Source organism: Serratia sp. ASV30 (assembly GCF_016428815.1).
GTDB lineage: Bacteria > Pseudomonadota > Gammaproteobacteria > Enterobacterales > Enterobacteriaceae > Chania > Chania fonticola_C.
This window is the reverse complement of record NZ_JAELTL010000019.1, coordinates 25,413-45,887: the sequence shown is the minus strand read 5'-3', so window position 1 is coordinate 45,887 and position 20,475 is coordinate 25,413. Positions and strand designations below refer to the sequence as shown.

Annotated in this window: 15 protein-coding genes; 4 read left to right on the top strand and 11 right to left on the bottom strand. The window is 56.1% G+C overall.

The genetic code is table 11. The annotated features are described in order from the left end of the window. Positions 1-171: 171 nt before the first annotated feature. The 9 genes from ydcS to purL all read right to left on the bottom strand — a co-directional run bounded on the left by ydcS (position 172) and on the right by purL (position 14,534). On the bottom strand, positions 172-1,323 hold the full coding sequence (gene ydcS / locus JHD74_RS10915; protein WP_199062708.1) for a putative ABC transporter substrate-binding protein YdcS: 1,152 nt from the start codon (positions 1,321-1,323) through the stop codon (positions 172-174). A gap of 72 nt (positions 1,324-1,395) precedes the next feature. Beyond that, positions 1,396-2,859, bottom strand: coding sequence for a gamma-aminobutyraldehyde dehydrogenase (locus tag JHD74_RS10910; protein ID WP_065686622.1), 1,464 nt, complete (start codon positions 2,857-2,859; stop codon positions 1,396-1,398). 111 nt (positions 2,860-2,970) lie between these two features. After that, a complete protein-coding gene (locus JHD74_RS10905; RefSeq protein WP_021178886.1) occupies positions 2,971-3,894 on the bottom strand; it encodes a LysR substrate-binding domain-containing protein in 924 nt (307 codons plus the stop codon). A 189-nt stretch (positions 3,895-4,083) separates the two neighbouring features. Beyond that, positions 4,084-4,422, bottom strand: coding sequence for a nitrogen regulatory protein P-II (glnB, locus tag JHD74_RS10900; RefSeq protein WP_004847623.1), 339 nt, complete (start codon positions 4,420-4,422; stop codon positions 4,084-4,086). 13 nt (positions 4,423-4,435) lie between these two features. Further along, the gene (locus JHD74_RS10895; protein WP_186530995.1) at positions 4,436-6,058 is read right to left on the bottom strand and encodes an NAD+ synthase; all 1,623 of its coding nucleotides are present in this window, start codon (positions 6,056-6,058) and stop codon (positions 4,436-4,438) included. A gap of 99 nt (positions 6,059-6,157) precedes the next feature. Next, the gene (glrR, locus tag JHD74_RS10890; RefSeq protein ID WP_021178888.1) at positions 6,158-7,498 is read right to left on the bottom strand and encodes a two-component system response regulator GlrR; all 1,341 of its coding nucleotides are present in this window, start codon (positions 7,496-7,498) and stop codon (positions 6,158-6,160) included. After that, positions 7,495-8,376, bottom strand: a complete 882-nt coding sequence (gene qseG, locus JHD74_RS10885) for a two-component system QseEF-associated lipoprotein QseG (protein ID WP_199062707.1) — start codon at positions 8,374-8,376, stop codon at positions 7,495-7,497. The genes glrR and qseG overlap by 4 nt, the downstream gene beginning before the upstream one ends. 3 nt (positions 8,377-8,379) lie before the next feature. After that, positions 8,380-9,816, bottom strand: a complete 1,437-nt coding sequence (locus tag JHD74_RS10880) for a HAMP domain-containing sensor histidine kinase (RefSeq protein ID WP_074029482.1) — start codon at positions 9,814-9,816, stop codon at positions 8,380-8,382. 824 nt (positions 9,817-10,640) lie between these two features. Continuing rightward, a complete protein-coding gene (gene purL, locus JHD74_RS10875) occupies positions 10,641-14,534 on the bottom strand; it encodes a phosphoribosylformylglycinamidine synthase (RefSeq protein ID WP_199062722.1) in 3,894 nt (1,297 codons plus the stop codon). 275 nt (positions 14,535-14,809) lie between these two features. Between purL and mltF the strand changes: the two genes are divergently transcribed. Next, the gene (gene mltF / locus JHD74_RS10870) at positions 14,810-16,267 is read left to right on the top strand and encodes a membrane-bound lytic murein transglycosylase MltF (RefSeq protein ID WP_199062706.1); all 1,458 of its coding nucleotides are present in this window, start codon (positions 14,810-14,812) and stop codon (positions 16,265-16,267) included. On the opposite strand, the gene tadA is transcribed toward mltF, so the two are convergent. Then, a complete protein-coding gene (gene tadA / locus JHD74_RS10865) occupies positions 16,268-16,774 on the bottom strand; it encodes a tRNA adenosine(34) deaminase TadA (protein WP_199062705.1) in 507 nt (168 codons plus the stop codon). 328 nt (positions 16,775-17,102) lie between these two features. Between tadA and yiaY the strand changes: the two genes are divergently transcribed. After that, on the top strand, positions 17,103-18,254 hold the full coding sequence (yiaY, locus tag JHD74_RS10860) for an L-threonine dehydrogenase (RefSeq protein WP_199062704.1): 1,152 nt from the start codon (positions 17,103-17,105) through the stop codon (positions 18,252-18,254). 38 nt (positions 18,255-18,292) lie between these two features. Here yiaY and yfhb read toward each other — a convergent pair whose 3' ends face one another. Beyond that, a complete protein-coding gene (yfhb, locus tag JHD74_RS10855) occupies positions 18,293-18,940 on the bottom strand; it encodes a phosphatidylglycerophosphatase C (protein WP_024529371.1) in 648 nt (215 codons plus the stop codon). A gap of 211 nt (positions 18,941-19,151) precedes the next feature. On the opposite strand from yfhb, the gene JHD74_RS10850 reads away from it, so the two are divergent. Both JHD74_RS10850 and JHD74_RS10845 read left to right on the top strand, forming a co-directional pair. Further along, a complete protein-coding gene (locus JHD74_RS10850) occupies positions 19,152-20,000 on the top strand; it encodes a MurR/RpiR family transcriptional regulator (protein ID WP_024529372.1) in 849 nt (282 codons plus the stop codon). 53 nt (positions 20,001-20,053) lie between these two features. Beyond that, a complete protein-coding gene (locus JHD74_RS10845) occupies positions 20,054-20,314 on the top strand; it encodes a YfhL family 4Fe-4S dicluster ferredoxin (protein WP_021807691.1) in 261 nt (86 codons plus the stop codon). Positions 20,315-20,475 lie beyond the last annotated feature (161 nt).

The following is a 20,475-nucleotide window of genomic DNA, read 5'->3' as shown; positions in this document are numbered from 1 at the left end:
GCGATGTAACCCCAACCCTCTCCCAAAGGGAGAGGGAGCCGTCAGACACTCGTAGGTGAGAACAGTGGTGGTTATCTACCGCCCGTAATGGCGATGTAGTCCAGTTGTTCACCCCAACGCTCCCAAAGGGAGAGGGAGCCGTCTGGCGCTCGCAGGTGAGAGCAATGAGAGTTATCTACCGCCCATAATGGCGATGTAGTCCTGTGTCCAGCGGCTATAAGGGACGAACTTGCCGCCCTCGGCCTGTGGCGTTTTCCAGAAGGCAATCTTGTCGAACTGGTTGAAACCGTTGGTTTCACACCCTTTGTCGCCGAGCAAGGTGCTGGCCTTGCAGCCTGCTGGAACTGCTGGTAATGAACCAAACCAGGCCGCAACGTCACCCTGGACCTTCGGCTCCAGCGACCAGTTCATCCACTGGTAGGCGCAGCTTGGATGCTTAGCCTCGGCGTGCAACATGGTGGTATCTGCCCAGCCGGTAACCCCTTCTTTCGGGAATACGGTAGCGGTAGGCTGGCCTTCGCCTTTCAGGGCGTTGGCCTGGTATGGCCAGGCGCTGGAGGCCACCACGCCTTCGTTTTTGAAATCGCTCATCTGTACCGAGGTGTCATGCCAGTAACGGTGGATCAGCGCGTGCTGGTTGCGCAGCAGTTTCAGCGCCGCCTGATACTGCTCTTCGTTCAGTTGGTAAGGGTCGGTGATGCCAAGCTGGGGTTGAGTCGCTTTCAGGAACAGAGCCGCATCGGCGATATAGATTGGGCCGTCGTAAGCCTGCACCCGGCCCTGATTGGTCTTGCCGTCCGGCAGGTTTTGCTGCTGGAACACCACGGCCCAACTGTCTGGCGGCGTCGGGAAGGTTTTGGTGTTATACATCAGCAGGTTTGGCCCCCACTGATACGGAGTACCGTAGGTTTTGCCCGCCACGTTGTACCAAGGGCCGTTTATCAGGCGTGGGTCGATATTCTTCCAGTTAGGGATCAGCGCGGTATTGATTGGTTGAACGCGTTTGCCGAAGATCAGGCGCAACGACGCATCGCCAGAAGCGGTCACCAGATCGTAACCGCCTTTCGCCATCAGGCTGACCATTTCATCCGAGGTCGCGGCGGTTTTCACATTCACCGCACAGCCGGTCTGTTTCTCAAACTGGGTCACCCAGTCGTAGTTCTTGTCGGACTGACCACGTTCGATGTAACCGGGCCAGGCGATGATGTCCAATCGCCCTTCCCCTTTGCCCAACTGCTGCGGCGTATCAGCAGCCTGAGCCATACCGCAAAGGATCGTCATACAGAGCGCGGTGACTGTGGTGATTGCGTGTGTTTTTCCCATCGTAATTACCCCTGTGTTGCAGTAGATATGCGGCAAGGAACGGTTGCCGCCGATTTTTTATCGGCCGTGTGGCTAGAAGGAAGCCTTGAACTTCGCCATCACGTGCCGGACAACGCTGTAATCCTGTAATGAATCGCTGGAGAGATCTTTGCCGTAGCCGGAGCGCTTTAAGCCACCGTGGGGCATTTCGCTCGCCAGGGTAAAGTGGGTATTGATCCAGGTGCTGCCATATTGCAAATGCGCCGCGATATGCAGCGCGCGGTCGATATTCTGTGTCCAGACCGAGGAGGCCAGACCGTATTCGGAGTCATTGGCCCAGGTCACCGCCTGCTCCAGGGTGTCGAAACGCGTCACGCTGACCACCGGGCCAAACACTTCACGCTGGACGATTTCATCGGTTTGCAGGCAGCCAGCCAATAGCGTGGGCTGGTAGTAAAAGCCGGGGCCAGAGTGCGCCGCCGCGCCAGTGATCAATTCGATATGTGGCTGGCTGAGGGCCCGTTCGACAAAGCTGGCCACCCGGTCACGCTGGCGGCTGCTAATTAGTGGGCCAATTTCATTATCTTCGTCGCGCTTGCGGGCAAAGCGCAGGCTAGAGACTGCCTCCCCCAAAGCTTCCACCAGCTTCGGATAGATTCCTGCCTGGGCGTAAATGCGGCAGGCCGCGGTGCAATCCTGCCCGGCATTGTAGTAACCGAAGGTGCGGATACTGCTGACGACCTCATCCAAATCGGCATCGTCACAGACGATCACCGGGGCTTTACCGCCCAGTTCCAGATGGGTACGCTTGACGCTTTTGACCGCCGCCTGCAGGATTTTTTGCCCGGTAACGATATCGCCGGTAACCGAAACCAAACGAACCTGCGGATGACCCACCAGATGACTACCCACCCCTTCGCCACCGCCATAAACAATGTTCAACACGCCTGGCGGCAGGATTTCCTGCAACGCAGGCACCAAGGCCAGGATGGTCAATGGGGTATGTTCGGAGGGCTTGAATACTACGGTGTTGCCTGCGGCCAGCGCCGGAGCAATCTTCCAGGCCGCCATCATCAGCGGATAGTTCCATGGCGCGATAGAGGCCACCACACCGATCGGGTCACGCCGGATCATTGAGGTATGGCCCTCAACATATTCACCGGCCAACTGGCCTTGCTGGGTGCGCACGGCCCCGGCGAAGAAGCGGAATACGTCAATGGCTGCGGGGAGATCGTCGTTCAGTGCCTGATGGAAAGGTTTACCGCAGTTCAGCGCTTCAAGGCGCGCCAGATGTTCTGCCTGCCGTTCAATGGCATCGGCAATACGCAGCAGGATTGTTGCTCGGAAAGCGGGAGTGGTCCGTGACCAGTGGGAAAATGCCCGCTGCGCGGCGGCAACTGCGTGACCCACCTGAGTTGGCGTTGCCTCGGCAATGGAAACCAGAGTTTCACCGTTGGCAGGATTAACAATGGTCTCCTGGTGGCCTTCACCCTCGACCGATTCGCCGTTAATGAATTGCCGACAGGACAAACCTGAAACCAACTGTAACTCTGCCATTGCGCTGCCTCATGTGACAAAAACGTTAACTAAATGTGATAAGTTAGTTTTAATCAGACTAAGCGAGCGCACTGCGGACAACAAATTCTAAATACTGAAGGCAGCGTTCGATTAAATCGAAGGCTTGAGGCCAGTCATGTTCGTTTTGCTGTTCTCCCGCGCAATGGTGAGGAATGGCGTCACCAATTCAGGCCGTGCGCTGCCACGCCGCCAGGCCAGGCCGATATCCAGCGGTTCCAGCAAATCCACCAGCTTGCGCGCTTCGATCATATTGCCTTCCAGCGACCAGGCGCGGTAAGCCATATCCGGCAGGATGGCAATGCCCATGCCTGCCGCCACCAGGCTGCGCACCGCTTCGGTGGAGGCGGTCTTCATGGCGATCTCCGGCTTCAGGCCCGCTCTCCCCCAGATACGCCGGGCATGAACGTCCATTTCATCAACGTTGAGTTGGATCAGCGGCTGTTTGGCCACGTCTGCCAAACCGATGCTTTCGTGCTCCAGCAGCGGGTGCAGCGGCGGCAGCCACAGGCGATACGGGGAGTGCATCAGCACTTCGGTCTGTAAGGCATCGCGGTCTTCAATGTTAGACAGGATCAGCACCCCGATATCAATTTCACCGCTCACCAGCAAATGCTCGATATAGGGCCGTTCGTCCTCAATCACCTGGATGGTCACGTTAGGATAGGCAGACTTGAAGCGCTTGAGCAGCTCAACCAGGAAATACCCCGCCACCAGGCTGGTGACGCCGATGGTCAATTTGCCACTCAGGCTTTCGGTGCCTAGTTGCAGGCTGCGCTTGGCATTATCCACCGTTGCCAGGATCAGATACGACTGGCGCAGGAACTGGTGCCCCTGGTGGGTCAGGTTCATTCCCTTGGCGTGACGTTCAAACAACCGCACACCAATGTCGGTTTCCAACTGCTGGATCGCCAGCGTAAGCGAAGACTGTGACACAAACACCGCCTGCGCCGCCGCCGAGATCGACCCGGTTTCGGCCACGGCAATAAAATGGCGGATTTGGCGTAACGTCATCATGGTAACAACCTCAAACAAAACAGTTGGTTTGAGTGTAGATGCTCACCGGAAAGCCATCAGGAAATGTGTGAAAAACGCGATATCGTTCGCTTTTTTAGAACGCAAATAGGGAGGCAGTGCACAAAAACAACAAAGGCGCAGCTAAGCCGCGCCTTTGTTGTGAGCCTGTTGGGCTTGTCAGCCGAATGATTAAATCGCTTCTTCGTCCTGCTCGCCGGTACGGATACGCACCACACGGGCCACGTCGAAGACAAAGATTTTACCGTCGCCGATTTTACCGGTCTGCGCCGTCTGCATGATGGTTTCCACGCAGGTGTCCACGATATCGTCAGCCACTACGATCTCGATTTTAACCTTTGGCAGGAAGTCGACCATATACTCGGCACCACGGTACAGTTCGGTATGGCCCTTCTGGCGACCAAAGCCTTTCACTTCTGTCACCGTCATGCCGGTGATGCCGACTTCGGCCAGTGCTTCACGCACGTCATCCAGTTTGAAGGGCTTGATAATCGCGTCAATTTTTTTCATTTTTATTCCTTAATTACCAATTTTTACGGCCAAAGCCGGAGGTGATCGGGTAGCGGCGGTCTTTGCCAAAGTTACGGGCGGTAATGCGCGGCCCGACGGCGGCCTGACGGCGTTTATACTCGTTGATATCCACCAGGCGGATCACCTTGCGCACCACGGCTTCTTCAAAGCCCTCAGCAACCAGATCGGCAACCGATTTATCGCGCTCGACATAACCTTCCAGAATAGCATCCAGAATGTCATACGGTGGCAGGCTGTCCTGATCGAGCTGATCCGGCGCCAGTTCAGCAGACGGTGGACGATCGATCACCCGCTGAGGGATCACGTAGGAGACAGTATTACGGTATTCGGAAAGCTTGAACACCAGGGTTTTCGGCACATCTTTCAATACGTCGAAGCCACCGGCCATATCACCATACAGCGTGCAATACCCGACAGCCACCTCGCTTTTGTTACCCGTGGTTAACACGATGCTACCGCGTTTGTTAGACAAGGCCATCAGCACCACGCCGCGGCAGCGGGCCTGCAGGTTTTCTTCGGTGGTATCCCGTGCGGTATCAGCAAACATCGGGGCGAGCTGGCCCATAAAGGCGTCGAACATCGGTTCAATCGAGACGATGTCAAATTCGATACCGAGGATTTCGGCCTCTTCCTTGGCATCGGCGATGCTGATGTCTGCCGTATAGCGGAACGGCATCATCAAGGCCTGAACCTTGTCTTTGCCCAACGCATCCACGGCGATCGCCAGGGTCAGCGCCGAGTCGATCCCGCCAGACAAGCCCAGCACCGCACCTTTGAAACCGTTCTTGGTCACATAGTCGCGTACGGCCAGCACCAGCGCTTCATACACCTGCGCCAGCTGTGGCAACTCCGCCGCCGGAGCCGTCATCGGCACCACTTCCAGGCCTTTGAACTCAAGCAGAGTCACCTGCTCGGCGAAAGCCGCCAGGCGATGAGTCATATTGCCAGCGGCATCAAAGACTTTTGAACAGCCGTCGAAAATCAGTTCGTCCTGCCCGCCGATCTGATTCAGATAGACCAACGGCAGACCGGTACGCTGGCAATGGCCCGCCATCAGGGTTTTGCGGATATACGGCTTTTCACGGTTATACGGGGAAGCGTTGATCGACAGCAGGATCTCTGCCCCCGCCGCTTTCGCCGCATCGACCGGTTCCGGGAACCACAGGTCTTCGCAGATCAGCAACCCCAGGCGATAACCTTTCAGCTCCACCACGCAGTTTTTATCACCCGCATGGAAATAGCGCTTCTCATCGAATACGCCGTAGTTAGGCAGCTGTTGCTTGAAGTAACGGGCCTGCAAAGCCCCCTCAGAGAACAGGGACAGCGCGTTATACAGCTTGCCATCTTCACGCCACGGGTGGCCGACCAGGATCGCCACATCGGCGGAGGCCTGCTGCAAGCGGCTTAGCTGAGTATCGCAGCGCTGGTAGAAATCATCACGGTACAGCAAGTCTTCCGGCGGATAGCCGGACAGCGCCAGTTCGGTGAACATGACCAGATCGGCTCCCGCCTTCTGCTGCTCCTGCACGGTTTGCAACATGCGCTCGCTGTTGCCTTCAATATCGCCCACCAGCAAATTCAGCTGGGCCAACGCAATGGAAAGTGATCTGCTCATATCTCTATGGTCTGCCATGCCACAACAAAGAAAACGGAGTGTAAATCATTCCGGCTACTTTGTTGAGAACCTGCGCATGCAGGTTCAGAAAAGAAAACATCATTCTTTGAAATCGTTGGCGTCCAGTTCATGGCGCGACAACAATTTATAGAACTCAGTACGGTTACGGCCCGCCATGCGCGCGGCCTGGGTGACGTTACCCTTGGTGATCTGCAACAGTTTACGTAAATAGTGTAATTCAAACTGGTTGCGCGCCTCGACAAAGGTCGGCAGCGCCGTGTTTTCCCCTTCCAGCGCCTGCTCGACCAGCGCTTCACTGATCACCGGCGCCGTGGTCAATGCCACGCACTGCTCGATCACGTTCACCAACTGGCGCACGTTGCCGGGCCAACTGGCGGTCATCAGGCGTTTCATGGCATCGGAGGAGAAACTGCGTACAAAAGGTTTGTGGCGCAGCGCCGAAGCACGTAGCAGATGGTTGGCCAGCAGCGGGATATCTTCGGCCCGCTCGTTGAGCGCCGGTATTTTCAGGTTAACCACGTTCAGACGGTAATAGAGATCTTCACGGAACTCGTTTTTTACCATCGCCTTAGGCAGATCGCGGTGGGTGGCGGAAATGATACGTACGTCAATATCCAGATCGCGGTTGCTGCCCAGTGGGCGCACCTTGCGTTCCTGCAACACGCGTAGCAATTTTACCTGCAGCGAGAGCGGCATATCGCCAATCTCATCCAGGAACAGCGTGCCCCCTTCTGCCGCCTGGAACAAACCTTCACGGCTGCTGACGGCACCGGTGAACGCCCCCTTGGCATGACCAAACAGCTCCGACTCCAACAGTTGCTCCGGCAACGCACCGCAGTTGATGGCGATAAAGGCTTTCTTGGCCCGTGGGCTGGCCGCATGGATGGCCTGTGCCAGCACCTCTTTGCCGGTGCCGCTCTGGCCATTGATCAGCACGCTGACGTCCGACTGGGCGACCATCTTGGCCTGTTCAAGCAACCGCAGCATAATCGGGCTACGGGTGACAAAATCCTCACGCCAGCTGTCATCACCGGCAGGGATCGACGACAGCGACAGCGCTTCATCGATCGCCTTATACAGCGCATCACGATCGACCGGCTTGGTCAGGAAGCTGAACACCCCCTGCTGGGTCGCCGCCACTGCGTCCGGGATGGAACCGTGGGCGGTCAGGATGATCACCGGCATCCCCGGCTGGTATTTCTGGATCTCGGCAAACAGCGCCATGCCGTCCATTTCATCCATCCGCAGATCGCTGATCACCAGGTCGATCTTTTCACGGGCCAGCAGACGCAAGGCCTCTTGTCCGCTTTCCGCCGTGGTAACGTGAAAACCTTCGCTGGTCAGGCGCATTCCCAACAGCTTAAGCAGGCTGGGATCGTCGTCAACCAACAAAAGATTGGCCGGTTTGCGAGCTGTCATTGCGCTGGGGACTCCTTGTTAGCCGCGGGCGGCGTGTAGGTCTCTTCCGGCTCTACCGGCAAGGCGGTACCGGTTTCAGTCACCGGGGCTGGCTCTGCGGGCTCGGCCACTCTGGCGGGTGCTGCGGGCTTGCCTGCAGCATCTGCTTTAGGCTGCGCCACGCTGCTTTCCGGGATTTCCCCCTGCAGTTGCTTGCGTGACGAAAGCTGGCGTTCGATATCGGTCAGGTTCTCCAGTTTGCGGGAGGTCTCCTGCAACTGGCTCTGCAGATGGATCTGGTTCTGGCGCAGCGAATCGATCTGGCTGTCCGAACTTTCCTGCAGGTGCTGGTAACGCGCCCGCTCGTCAAACAGGTTCACTTGCAACGCCTGCTGCTGACGCCACAGTTGCAGCAATGGACGCAGCGAGTTAGGGAATTCGAGGCGATAGCTGTTCAGACGATCGATGATCTGGCGGCGCTCGCTCGAGCTTGGCTCAGCGCTGCCCAGCAAAATGCTTTGCTTGAACACGTTCTGCCAATCGTTGCCCGGCAGGGTTTTCGCCAACGCTCTGGCCTGCGTGGAGCCAATACGATCGGCGCAGTCCATCGCCCTTAGCCAAAAGAGTGAGTTTTCCAAGGCTTCTTTTTCGTCAAGTTGCCATAGCGTATCGCAAGGCGCAATGCGGTAATCCACCACCTTGGTATCCGGGATCGCTTCCTGTTGCTGCTGGGCCGGGCCGCTACTGACGGCACGATCGACACAGCCGATCAGCAGAAACGGGGCAAAAAGGATCGTGCCCAAAAAAGAAAGCGAATGTTTGCCGAGCGGTGCGCGTAGAAAAACACGCGGTGAACCTTCGGTCTGCGATTGATAAGCGCGATTAGACCCTGTGTACATTATTTATTCATTCTCGGCGGTTAATGGCAATTCAATACGGAAGCAGACGTCGGCATCGGCGAGATCCACCAATGTCAATTCGCCACGCATACGGCGAATACAGTCCTGTGCAATGCTCAGCCCCAGTCCGCTTCCTTTAACGGCCCCTTTTCTCTGGTGACTCCCCTGGAAAAAAGGCTCAAAAATCATGGTGCGTTCCGCTTGCGGGATCGCGCTGCCGGTATTGGCAACGTCAATCTGTACCCGTTGGCCGACCTGGCGGCTGCGGATCCAAATGTTACCGGATTCCTTGCCGTAGTGCACCGCATTGGAGTAGAGATTATCCAGTACGCGCATTAATAGCGTAGGCTCTGCCCAGCAGATTTCCGCCTCAAGTTTGACTTCCGTACGGATCATCTTGGCACGAGCTGGCAAACTGTGGGCGGCGACCACCATATCCACCAGTTCTTCCAGCTCGACGTTTTCATGTTCCGACGGGCCATCTGCCAGTTTGCGGTTGTAATCCAGCAGTTGCTCAATCAGCAATTGTAGATGGCGGCTGCTCTGATCGAGGATCGCCACCACCTCTTTCTGATCGGAGGTGAGCGGGCCTGCCACACCATCAGCCAACAGCTCGGTGCCTTCACGCATGCTGGCCAGCGGCGTTTTCAACTCATGGGAGATATGGCGCAGGAACTCATGGCGCTGCGATTCCAGCCAGGCCAGGCGCTCGCTCAACCAGACAATACGCTGAGCCAAAGAACGCAGTTCACGTGGACCTTTAAAGGACGCCGTCATGCCGATGGGTCGCCCTTCCCCCAAACGGTTAATCATACGCTCAACGGCCTTGACGGGCCCGATAATCATGCGGGTAAACAGTACCACCAACAGCACGCTGACCAGGAACAGCAACAGCGCCTGCCAGCCAAAGTATTGGCCGCGCTCGGCGATCGCCTGTTGCAGTTGCTGCCCACGGGAAAAAATCACGGTACGCGTGGCCTGGACCATTTCGGCGTTGGAATGTGAAAAAGACTCTAACAGTTGTGAAGCGTCCTTGTCCGGCCCGCTGCTCTGGCACTTGATGGTGGCAAGCTGAGTCAGCAGTTTACGTAGTGTCTGGTAGTAACGTTCGTCCGGCAGGATCGGGGCGTGGGCATCCAGCATTTGTGAATACTGTTTACGCTGGTTCTGGTACAGCCGCTCCAGGGTCGGATCGACCAGTACGCAATACTGGCGATAGCTGCGCTCCATTTCCAGCGCCACGCTGGTCATTGCCTCACTACGGCGGGCATCCACCAGCGTCGTACGGTTGATATCCGCCGCCTGCGCGCTGAGATGATCCAGGCTTTGGTAGGCCTGATAAGCCAATACCAGCAACGGTAACAGCACCAGCAGGAACGCCATTACGACCAATTGGCGCAACGAGCGTGGAAATAGACGCCATCTTTTCAAAGAAATCATCTCATTATCTCTAGTCTGCCCAGATGCTAACCGACAATCCGGGGAGAGAAAAGCCCGGCAGCGGATTAATGGCGCTTAGATAAGCAAAAACGCGTTATCCCCAAAAGAGGAAACTGATGTGGTTTGAGAACGTATCGAGGGAAATAACGAAGGCAATGCGGTTTGGATATTGACGCTGGGGCATGATGCCCCATCGCAAGGAATATGTGGATGCCCTTACTCCTCGTCCCCAGGTGATGTAGCACTAGGCTGGCATCTGATCAGGACGAATAGCATCCAAAAAGTATCCGGGATTGATGAACGCTTCATCACAGTTGGATACTAGGCGGTGCCTCACTCCACGTGTCGTCCGATGCTTGATAAAGTCGCTTGCGCGTCTGTTATCGGTTTGGTTGGACGATAGGCACCATTTCTTAGGCATCATTCAGAGGCTTATGAGGCGCTGTTCCGTACTAGACGGGGCCAATCATAAAAAGGTGAATGAGCAACTGATAATTATAATGCACCATCCGTGCCAACTTTATAAAAATATTTTTATAATATTGTTTATTAACAATAAATTATTTTAACGTCACGTCCAGCGCGCTACCTGGGTAGTCGAGTTTGAGTATTAATCCGACACACCGTCGCCAAAACACGACAACTAAATCCAATCGCTTTAACCCTGATTAAAATCAATGAGTTAAATGTCTCTTTTTAGAGACAGGCAATATGGCCTTTGTCTCAAAAAACCGACATATTAGCTAACCACTTAAAAAATAAAGAAATAAAAAAAGGCGCCAATGCAGCGCCTTAGTAAACTTTCACGCAAACCTCAGGTTAAATCACCCCAGTTGCTTGCGAGCGTTGCGGAACATGCGCATCCAAGGGCTGTCTTCACCCCACTCCTCTGGATGCCAGGAGTTGCTGACGGTGCGGAACACGCGTTCAGGATGCGGCATCATTACGGTGGCGCGGCCATTGCTGCTGGTCACTGCGGTAATCCCATTCGGTGAACCGTTCGGGTTGGCAGGGTAAGCTTCGGTCACTTGACCATGATTGTCGACAAAGCGCAACGCAACCAGGCCGTGATGTTCCAACGCCGCCAGATGCGCCGCATCGCGCACTTCTACATGGCCTTCACCATGAGAAACGGCAATCGGCATGCGCGAGCCTGTCATACCCTGCATAAACAGCGACGGGCTACTGGCCACTTCCACCAGACTGAAGCGCGCTTCGAAACGATCCGACAGGTTGCGCACAAAGCGCGGCCAATGTTCAGCCCCCGGGATCAGTTCACGCAGGTTAGACATCATCTGGCAACCGTTACAAACGCCCAGTGCCAAGGTCTGCGGACGATGGAAGAAATCGGCAAACTCATCACGTACGCGCTCGTTGAACAGTATCGATTTCGCCCAGCCTTCCCCGGCACCCAACACGTCGCCATAAGAGAAGCCGCCACAGGCCACCAACGTATGGAACTCTTGCAGATCGCGGCGGCCTGCCAGCAGATCGCTCATGTGAACGTCAACCGCATCAAAACCGGCACGGTGGAACGCCGCCGCCATCTCAACGTGGGAGTTAACCCCTTGCTCACGCAATACCGCAACCTTGGGGCGTGCGCCCTTGGCGATATAAGGTGCCGCGATATCGTCATCGGTCGCGAAGGTCAGCTTGACGTTCAGGCCCGGATCGCGTTCATCCTGCTTGGCCTGGTGCTCCTGATCGGCACATTCCGGGTTATCACGCAGACGCTGCATCTGCCAGGTGGTTTCAGCCCACCAGGTACGCAGGGTGTTGCGGCTTTCGCTGTACACCGGTTTGCCAGCGCTGGTGATAACGAAACGATCGCCACTCAGCGCCTGGCCAAGGTGATGCACATTATCCGTCAGACCGTGTTGGGCAAATACTTGCTGTACGGCTGCCAGCTGCGAAGCAGGCACCTGGATCACCGCACCCAGTTCCTCGTTGAACAAGGCAGCCAAGGCGTCGGAACCCAGCGCCTGAATATCGACTTCCACGCCGCAATGCCCGGCAAACGCCATCTCGGCCAAGGTGACCAACAGGCCGCCATCGGAACGGTCGTGATAGGCCAACAGCGCACGATCCGCCACCAGCTGCTGCATCGCGTTGAAGAAACCGGCCAATTGCTCCACGTTGCGTACATCGGCTGGCTTGTCGCCCAGTTGGCGATAGACCTGCGCCAACGCCGTTGCCCCCAGGGCATTGTGACCATTGCCCAGGTCGATCAGTAACAGCGCACTTTCACCCTTGTCGGTACGCAGTTGCGGCGTCACGGTGTGGCGCACATCTTCGACGCGAGCAAATGCGGTGATCACCAGCGACAGTGGTGACGTCATTTCCCGCTGTTCATTGCCTTCCTGCCAGCGGGTTTTCATCGACATCGAGTCTTTACCCACCGGAATGGTGATCCCCAACGCTGGGCAAAGTTCTTCCCCCACCGCCTTCACCGCTTCATACAGACCGGCATCTTCGCCAGGGTGGCCCGCTGCGGCCATCCAGTTGGCGGAAAGTTTCACCCGCTTGAGCGAACCGATTTCCACCGCGGCCAGGTTGGTCAACGCTTCCCCTACCGCCAGGCGGCCAGAGGCGGCAAAATCCAGCAATGCGACGGGAGCACGCTCACCGATCGACATCGCTTCCCCGTAATAGCTGTCCAGGCTGGCCGTGGTTACTGCACAGTCGGCTACCGGGATCTGCCACGGGCCGACCATCTGGTCACGCGCAACCATGCCGGTGACGGTACGGTCGCCAATGGTGATCAGGAAGGTTTTCTCCGCGACGGCTGGCAAGTGCAGCACCCGCTTGACCGCATCGGCAATGGAGATACCAGCACGCTGCAACGCTTCGCCGCTCGCCTGTTGACGTTTCACGTCGCGGGTCATTTTTGGCGTTTTGCCCAGCAGCACATCCAACGGCATGTCGATCGGCTGATTATCAAAGTGGCGATCGTTGAGCGTCAGATGGCGTTCTTCCGTCGCTTCGCCAATCACCGCGAAAGGCGCGCGCTCACGGCGGCAGATTTCCTCGAAGGTCGCCATCTGCTCAGGCGCTACCGCCATCACATAACGCTCTTGGGATTCGTTACACCACACTTCCAGCGGGCTCATGCCCGGCTCGTCGTTGAGAATGTCACGCAGTTCGAACCGGCCACCGCGGCCACCGTCGCTAACCAGTTCCGGCATCGCGTTCGACAGACCACCGGCACCCACATCGTGGATAAACAAGATCGGGTTGCTATCGCCCATCTGCCAGCAGCGGTCGATCACTTCCTGGCAGCGGCGTTCCATTTCCGGGTTATCACGCTGCACCGAAGCAAAATCCAGATCGGCATCAGACTGGCCAGAGGCCATCGACGAAGCCGCCCCGCCGCCCAAACCGATGTTCATCGCCGGGCCACCCAGCACCACCAGTTTGGCACCAACGGTGATCTCACCTTTTTGCACATGATCGGCGCGGATGTTGCCCAGGCCGCCTGCCAGCATGATCGGTTTGTGGTAGCCACGCAGCTCAACGCCGTTGTGGCTATTGACGCGCTCTTCATAAGTACGGAAGTAACCGACCAGCGCCGGACGACCAAACTCGTTATTGAATGCCGCGCCGCCCAATGGGCCTTCGGTCATGATATCCAGCGCGGTGACGATGCGATCCGGTTTGCCGAAATCCTGTTCCCAAGGCTGTTCGAAACCCGGAATACGCAGGTTGGAAACCGAGAACCCTACCAGGCCAGCTTTCGGCTTCGCGCCACGGCCGGTTGCGCCTTCGTCGCGGATTTCACCGCCAGAACCGGTCGCAGCTCCTGGCCAAGGCGAGATCGCCGTTGGATGGTTGTGGGTTTCCACCTTCATCAGGATGTGTGCTTCTTCCTGATGATAGTCATACAGGCCGCTTTGCGGCGCGGCAAAGAAGCGCCCTACCTGGGAACCTTCCATCACCGCTGCGTTATCTTTATAGGCAGAAAGCACGTAGTCCGGCGTCTGCTCAAAGGTATTTTTGATCATCTTGAACAGCGACTTCGGTTGCTGTTCGCCGTCGATGACCCAGTCGGCGTTGAAAATCTTGTGGCGGCAATGTTCGGAGTTGGCCTGTGCGAACATGTACAGCTCAATATCCGTTGGGTTGCGCCCCAACTCGGTAAAGGCGGCCAGCAGGTAGTCGATCTCGTCCTGCGCCAGGGCCAGCCCCAGTTTGGTGTTGGCCTGTTCCAGCGCGCTGCGGCCTTGGGCCAGGATATCCACCGTCTGATACGGTGCGGGCTGATGATGAGAGAACAGTGTTTCCGCCTGTTGCAGCTCGCTGAATACCGTTTCCATCATGCGATCGTGCAGCAGGGTGGCAAGCTGTTGCCACTGGGCCTCGGTCAGGGTCGGCGCTGTGACATAAAATGCCAGGCCGCGTTCAAGACGAACCACCTGCGTCAGGCCACAGTTATGGGCGATATCGGTGGCTTTGGAAGACCACGGCGAAATGGTGCCCGGGCGTGGCGTCACCAACAGCAGTCGGCCTTGCGGAGCATGTTCAGCGAGAGAAGGGCCGTACTTGAGCAACCGCTGCAGCTTGGCCTGCTCTTCGGCGCTTAACGGTGCGCTGACATCGGCAAAGTGAACGTACTCGGCATAGATATCAACGATCGGGAGTTGAGCATCCTGGCAGCGGGACAGTAGTTTGGTAATACGAAAAGCCGATAAAGCGGGCGAACCACGCAGTATTTCCATAATCAAAGTTCTCTCGTCTTCGAAGCAACTGGGTTCAGCACTTCATTGGGCGCAACAGGGGGAAAACGCGCGCCATTATAGATAATCCAAGCCGCCGACGAAACCGTTTGCGTAGCTATTATTGATAAAAGCTATTCCCGTTGCCGAATTCTCATAACCTATCAATAAAGTTGCGCGCTGGCGTAATGTTGCGCAAAATGCCCCGGCACTGGTGATTTAACCATGAAAAAATCCTGATTACGGTCAACATAAAGCGTGCATTTATTTGAGATAACTATTTGAAACGCCTGAAAATAAATTACATTCTAATCGGTGTTGTGGCCCTGCTGCTGGCGCTTGCCCTGTGGCCCAATATCGCCTGGCGTGGTGGACAGGGAGGCCAGCTCGAGGCGATCAAATCGCGGGGAGAATTGCGCGTCAGCACGTTAAACTCACCGTTAACCTATTTCACTACCCCGCAGGGGCCGAGTGGCCTTGACTATGAGCTGGCCAAAAGCTTTGCCAACTACCTGGGGGTCAAGCTGGTGGTGATCCCACACCAAAACATCAATGACCTGTTTGACGATCTCGATGATGACAATGCCGATATTCTCGCCGCCGGGCTGATCTACAACCGGGATCGCCTCAGCCGCGCCAGTACCGGCCCAGCGTACTATTCCGTTTCCCAGCAGTTGGTTTACCGGCTGGGAACCACGCGGCCAAAAACCTTTGCCGATATCAAAGGCAAGCTGGCGGTGGCCTCCGGTTCGGCCCACGTCAGCACGCTAAAGCAGCTCAAACAAAGCAAATACCCCGATCTCAGTTGGGAAGCGTCAAGCGATATGACCTCGAAAGAGCTGCTGGAACAGGTGGCCGATGGCAAGCTGGATTACACCATCGGCGACTCCGTGACCATTGCCCTGCTGCAACGCATCCATCCACAGCTGGCCGTCGCTTTTGACATTACCGATGAAGAACCTGTGACCTGGTATCTGAAGCGTAGCAATGACGATAGCCTGTACGCCGCGCTGCTGGATTTTTATAGCCAAAGGGTAGAAGACGGCACGCTGGCCCGGTTGGAAGAGAAGTATCTGGGGCACGTGGGCAGTTTTGACTACGTTGATACCAAAACCTTCCTGTCGGCCATCGACTCGGTATTGCCCACTTTCCGCTCGCTGTTTGAAAAGTATGCCAGCGAAATTGACTGGAAGCTGCTGGCCGCCATCGCTTACCAGGAATCGCACTGGAATCCGCAGGCGACCTCCCCCACCGGTGTCCGTGGGCTGATGATGCTGACCAGAGCTACCGCCGACGGCCTGGGCGTCACCGACAGGCTCGATCCGGAGCAGAGTATTCAAGGCGGGGCGCTCTATCTGCAACGTCTGATGGAGAAGGTACCCGACACGGTACCGGAAGATGAGCGGATCTGGTTCGCACTGGCCGCCTATAACATGGGATGGGGCCATATGCTGGACGCGCGTAAACTCACCAAAAGCCAGCAAGGTAATCCCGACAGTTGGGTCGATGTGAAACAGCGCCTGCCGATGCTGAGCCAGAAGCGCTACTATCCGTCACTCACCTATGGCTATGCCCGTGGCCGCGAAGCCTATAACTACGTGGAAAACATCCGCCGTTATCAGGTCAGCCTGGTGGGCTATCTGTTGGAAAAAGAGAAGAAGGCGGTAGAAGCGATGAAACAGGCCGAACTGGCCAAGGGCTATCCGGCCGTGGAGGCCAAGCTGGCACTCGCCCTGTAGTTATTGCGGGTCTTTGCCGGCCCGCTGCGCCAGTTTCAGCGCTTTTTTCTGCTCGCGACGCATGCGGAAAAAGTTGCTGAGGGTGGCGGCGCACTCTTCTGCCAGCACGCCCGAGACGATTTCTACCTGATGATTCATGCCCGGATGGCGCAGAATATCCACCAGCGAACCCACCGCTCCGGTTTTTTCATCGGCCGCACCGTATACCAAACGACGGATGCGGCTATGCACCATAGCCCCGGCGCACATCACGCAAGGCTCCAGCGTGACATACAGCGTGGCATTCAGCAGGCGGTAATTCTGCAATACCGCCCCCCCCTGCCGCAGCGCCATGATTTCAGCATGAGCGGTGGGATCGTGGCGGCCGATTGGCCGGTTCCAACCTTCGCCAATCACCTGATTGCCCAGCACCAGCAGCGCCCCAACCGGCACCTCACCTTCTTCCTGCGCACGTTGAGCCAGGCTTAACGCCTGACGCATCCAATACTCATCACTATATTCATTCACCACATCAGTCCTCGTGCGCATCGCGGCGGGCATTATACACACTAGTCCCTTTTGCCGCAGCCACTCGGCCTTGTTGATGCAAATAAGCTTGAACCTGCCACGTTTGTCGATCGCTCAAAACGCCACCAACAAATCAATAACATCATATTTAATGATGATTAAATTTTGTTCACCTCTTAGAATTTCAGATAAACGTTATAAACTGGTGGAAAATCAAGCTGTAAAATTAAGCAAATTTTTTCTAACTAAATTGTGATAGATCATATTCTCTTATGCATTAGCACGATAAGGTTTACCTCACGCAAAAAGCCTTTATAAGGAGTAGGTTATGGCTGCCTCAACATTCTTTATCCCTTCCGTCAACATGATTGGTTCCGGCTGTCTGGAAGACGCGGCAAAAACCATGAAAGAGCATGGTCTGCATAACGCACTGATCGTGACCGACAAGGTTTTGAACGGCATTGGCGTCGTCGCTCAGGTGCAAACCCTGTTAGCGGCACAGAACATTGAAAGCTGCGTCTATGACGGCACACATCCCAACCCGACCACGGAAAACGTAAAACAGGGCCTGGCACTGTTGCGCGAACATCGCTGCGACTGTGTCGTTTCTCTGGGTGGCGGTTCGCCGCATGACTGTGCGAAAGGGATTGCCCTGGTCGCCGCTAACGGCGGGGAAATCAAAGACTATGAAGGGGTTGATCGCTCAGCTAAGCCACAGCTGCCGGTCGTCGCGATCAACACCACTGCGGGTACCGCTTCCGAGATGACGCGTTTTTGTATCATCACCGACGAAGCGCGCCACATCAAAATGGCGATTGTCGACAAGCATGTCACCCCGATCCTGTCGGTAAACGATCCTCACCTGATGGCTGGCATGCCAAAAGGCCTGACCGCCGCCACGGGTATGGATGCTCTGACCCACGCTATCGAAGCTTACGTCTCCAGCGCCGCCAACCCAATCACCGATGCCTGCGCGCTGAAAGCCGCCACCATGATTGCCGAGTCTTTACGTGATGCGGTCAACGATGGGCAAAACATGCAGGCGCGCGAGAACATGGCCTATGCCCAGTTCCTGGCCGGTATGGCATTTAATAACGCCTCATTAGGTTATGTGCACGCTATGGCGCACCAGTTGGGTGGTTTCTACAACCTGCCACATGGCGTGTGTAACGCCGTGCTGTTGCCGCACGTGCAAGAGTTCAATACTCAGGTGGCCGCAGGGCGTCTGAAAGACATTGCCGCCGCTATGGGCGTAAATGTTGCAGGCCTTAGCGATGAGCAAGGGGCTGCCGCTTGTATCGCCGCCATTCGCCAACTGGCGAAAGATGTGGGAATTCCTGCTGGCTTACGCGATCTGCAAGTCAAAGAAGAAGACTTTGCTACGTTAGCCACTAACGCCCTGAACGACGCCTGCGGATATACCAACCCAATTCAGGCAAGCCACGAACAGATCGTTGCAATCTTTAAAGCAGCCATGTAACCGCTGCCAGGCTCCCTCGTTTACTGGGGGAGCCTCATTTAATCCAACTGCTGTAACTCGCCTTCTTTACCTACCCGCCAGCGGTGTTCGCAAAAATAGAGCAAAGGGTTATCCTGCTTGCTGTCACTGTAGCCACTGAACAATTTCAATGGCGCTCCCAGACGCTGCTCCAGTTGCACCACCTTTTGTACTCCCAGGCAGCGCATGGGCAATACCCAGCCCCCGTAACGACGCACAATGCTGCTCCCCACCAGTTGTACCCGTGGCAGGAACGCAGAGTCCCGATAAACCTGCTCCACCAGCCGTTCCGGCGAGCCGGTGATCAACCATACTTGAGCATCCTGGGCATCCAGGTACTGACGCAAACGCATCTGCACGACCGGAAAGGCGGTGACCTTACGGCGAAAATAGTCGACGAATTTCGCCTCCAGCGCTTTCAGCCTGGCCTCTGAACGGCCAAAAGTCATTGCCCACAATAGCAGGCTCATGGGCCAGCGCGTTGCCCGCCCACCGATCAACAAACCCAATCCGATAATGGGCAACAGCGGCACCACCAGCACCAGGTTCAACGGCAGATGCCGTAGCAAAAAGCGCAGGAAACTGCCAAACATGTCTTCCTGATGCAAGGTGCCATCCAGATCGAAAAATACCACGCGCTGGGCCTGTGCAACCGGTTTGTCAGTCAAGCGTTACTCCTCGGGATCGTTGACCCCATTATGCAGGTGAAAATACAACCGGCTATTATCGTAATCACTAGACCAACCAGATACAACCGACATTGGTCAACGCCAAAGGCGCGTTAACTCATCAAGTCATAGTGTTGCTGCTCGCAAAAATGATTGCTGCCCGTTTTGCCACCGGCGTGGCAGAATGCCAGTTGGCTCAAAGGAAAAAACCATGAGTACCCTTCTTCGCATTCGTCAGATTTACCCAACGCTGGCACAAAACGATCGCAAACTGGCGGACTTTCTGTTGGATAACGCCGAACAGGCCCTTCACCTCAGCTCACAAAAGCTGGCCCAGTTGGCCGGTGTCAGCCAATCGAGCGTGGTCAAGTTCGCCCAGAAACTGGGCTACAAAGGATTTCCGGCGCTGAAACTGGCATTGGGTGAGGTGTTGGCTCAACCGCAGGTCGCACCGGTGGTGACTGTCCATAATCACATTCTGAGCAGCGATCCACTCAAAACCGTCGGCGAGAAATTGCTGCTGGAAAAGCAGGCCGCATTACGAGCTACTCTGGATATCAACAGTGAACAGCGGCTGCTTACCGCCCTGGAGATGCTGCGTGCGGCGAGGCGGGTGATCTTGGTCGGCATCGGGGCTTCCGGGCTAGTGGCCAAAGACCTGTCGTTCAAGCTGCTAAAGATTGGCGTGATGGCGGTGGCAGAAGCGGATATGTACGTTCAACTGGCGACGATAAAGGCGCTGAGTAAGGATGACCTGCTGCTGGCGATCTCGTTTAGCGGCGAACGGCGTGAAATCAACCTGGCCGCCGAAGAAGCACGTATTGCCGGAGCCAAGGTGTTGGCTCTGACCAGTTTCTCGCCTAATGGCCTACAGCAACGGGCCGATCACTGCCTTTATACCATTGCGCAAGAGCCCAATATCCGCAGCGCGGCGATATCTTCCAGCACCGCGCAGTTCGCCCTGACCGACCTGCTGTTTATGGCGCTGCTCCAGCACGAGCTCGATCAAACCCACGATCGCATCCACCACAGCGAACAATTAGTGAAAAAACGGGTGTAAGGCGTATAATCTGCGCTCCGCGAAATACCCCTGTAAATAATGAGAGAGTTGCCATGGCCCTGCTAATCACACGCAAATGTATCAACTGCGATATGTGCGAGCCGGAATGCCCGAACCAGGCGATTTCGATGGGGGATGAGATTTATCAGATCGATGCCAACCGCTGCACCGAATGCGTGGGGCATTATGAGACCCCAACCTGCCAGCAGGTGTGCCCGATCGATAACACTATCATTACCGATCCGCAGCACGTAGAGAACCAGGAACAGCTGTGGGACAAGTTTGTCGTGCTGCACCATGCCGATAGCCTGTGAGTTAAATGCCCTCTCCCAAAGGGAGAGGGGGCCGATCGAGCTATTTATCGTTACTGAGCTCACCTTTGCTCTTCCAACGAATGTGCCATAGACTTACTTCTGTAACAGACGGCGACACCTAACTAGCTCCTTCTCCCTGTGGGAGAAGGTTGGGATGAGGG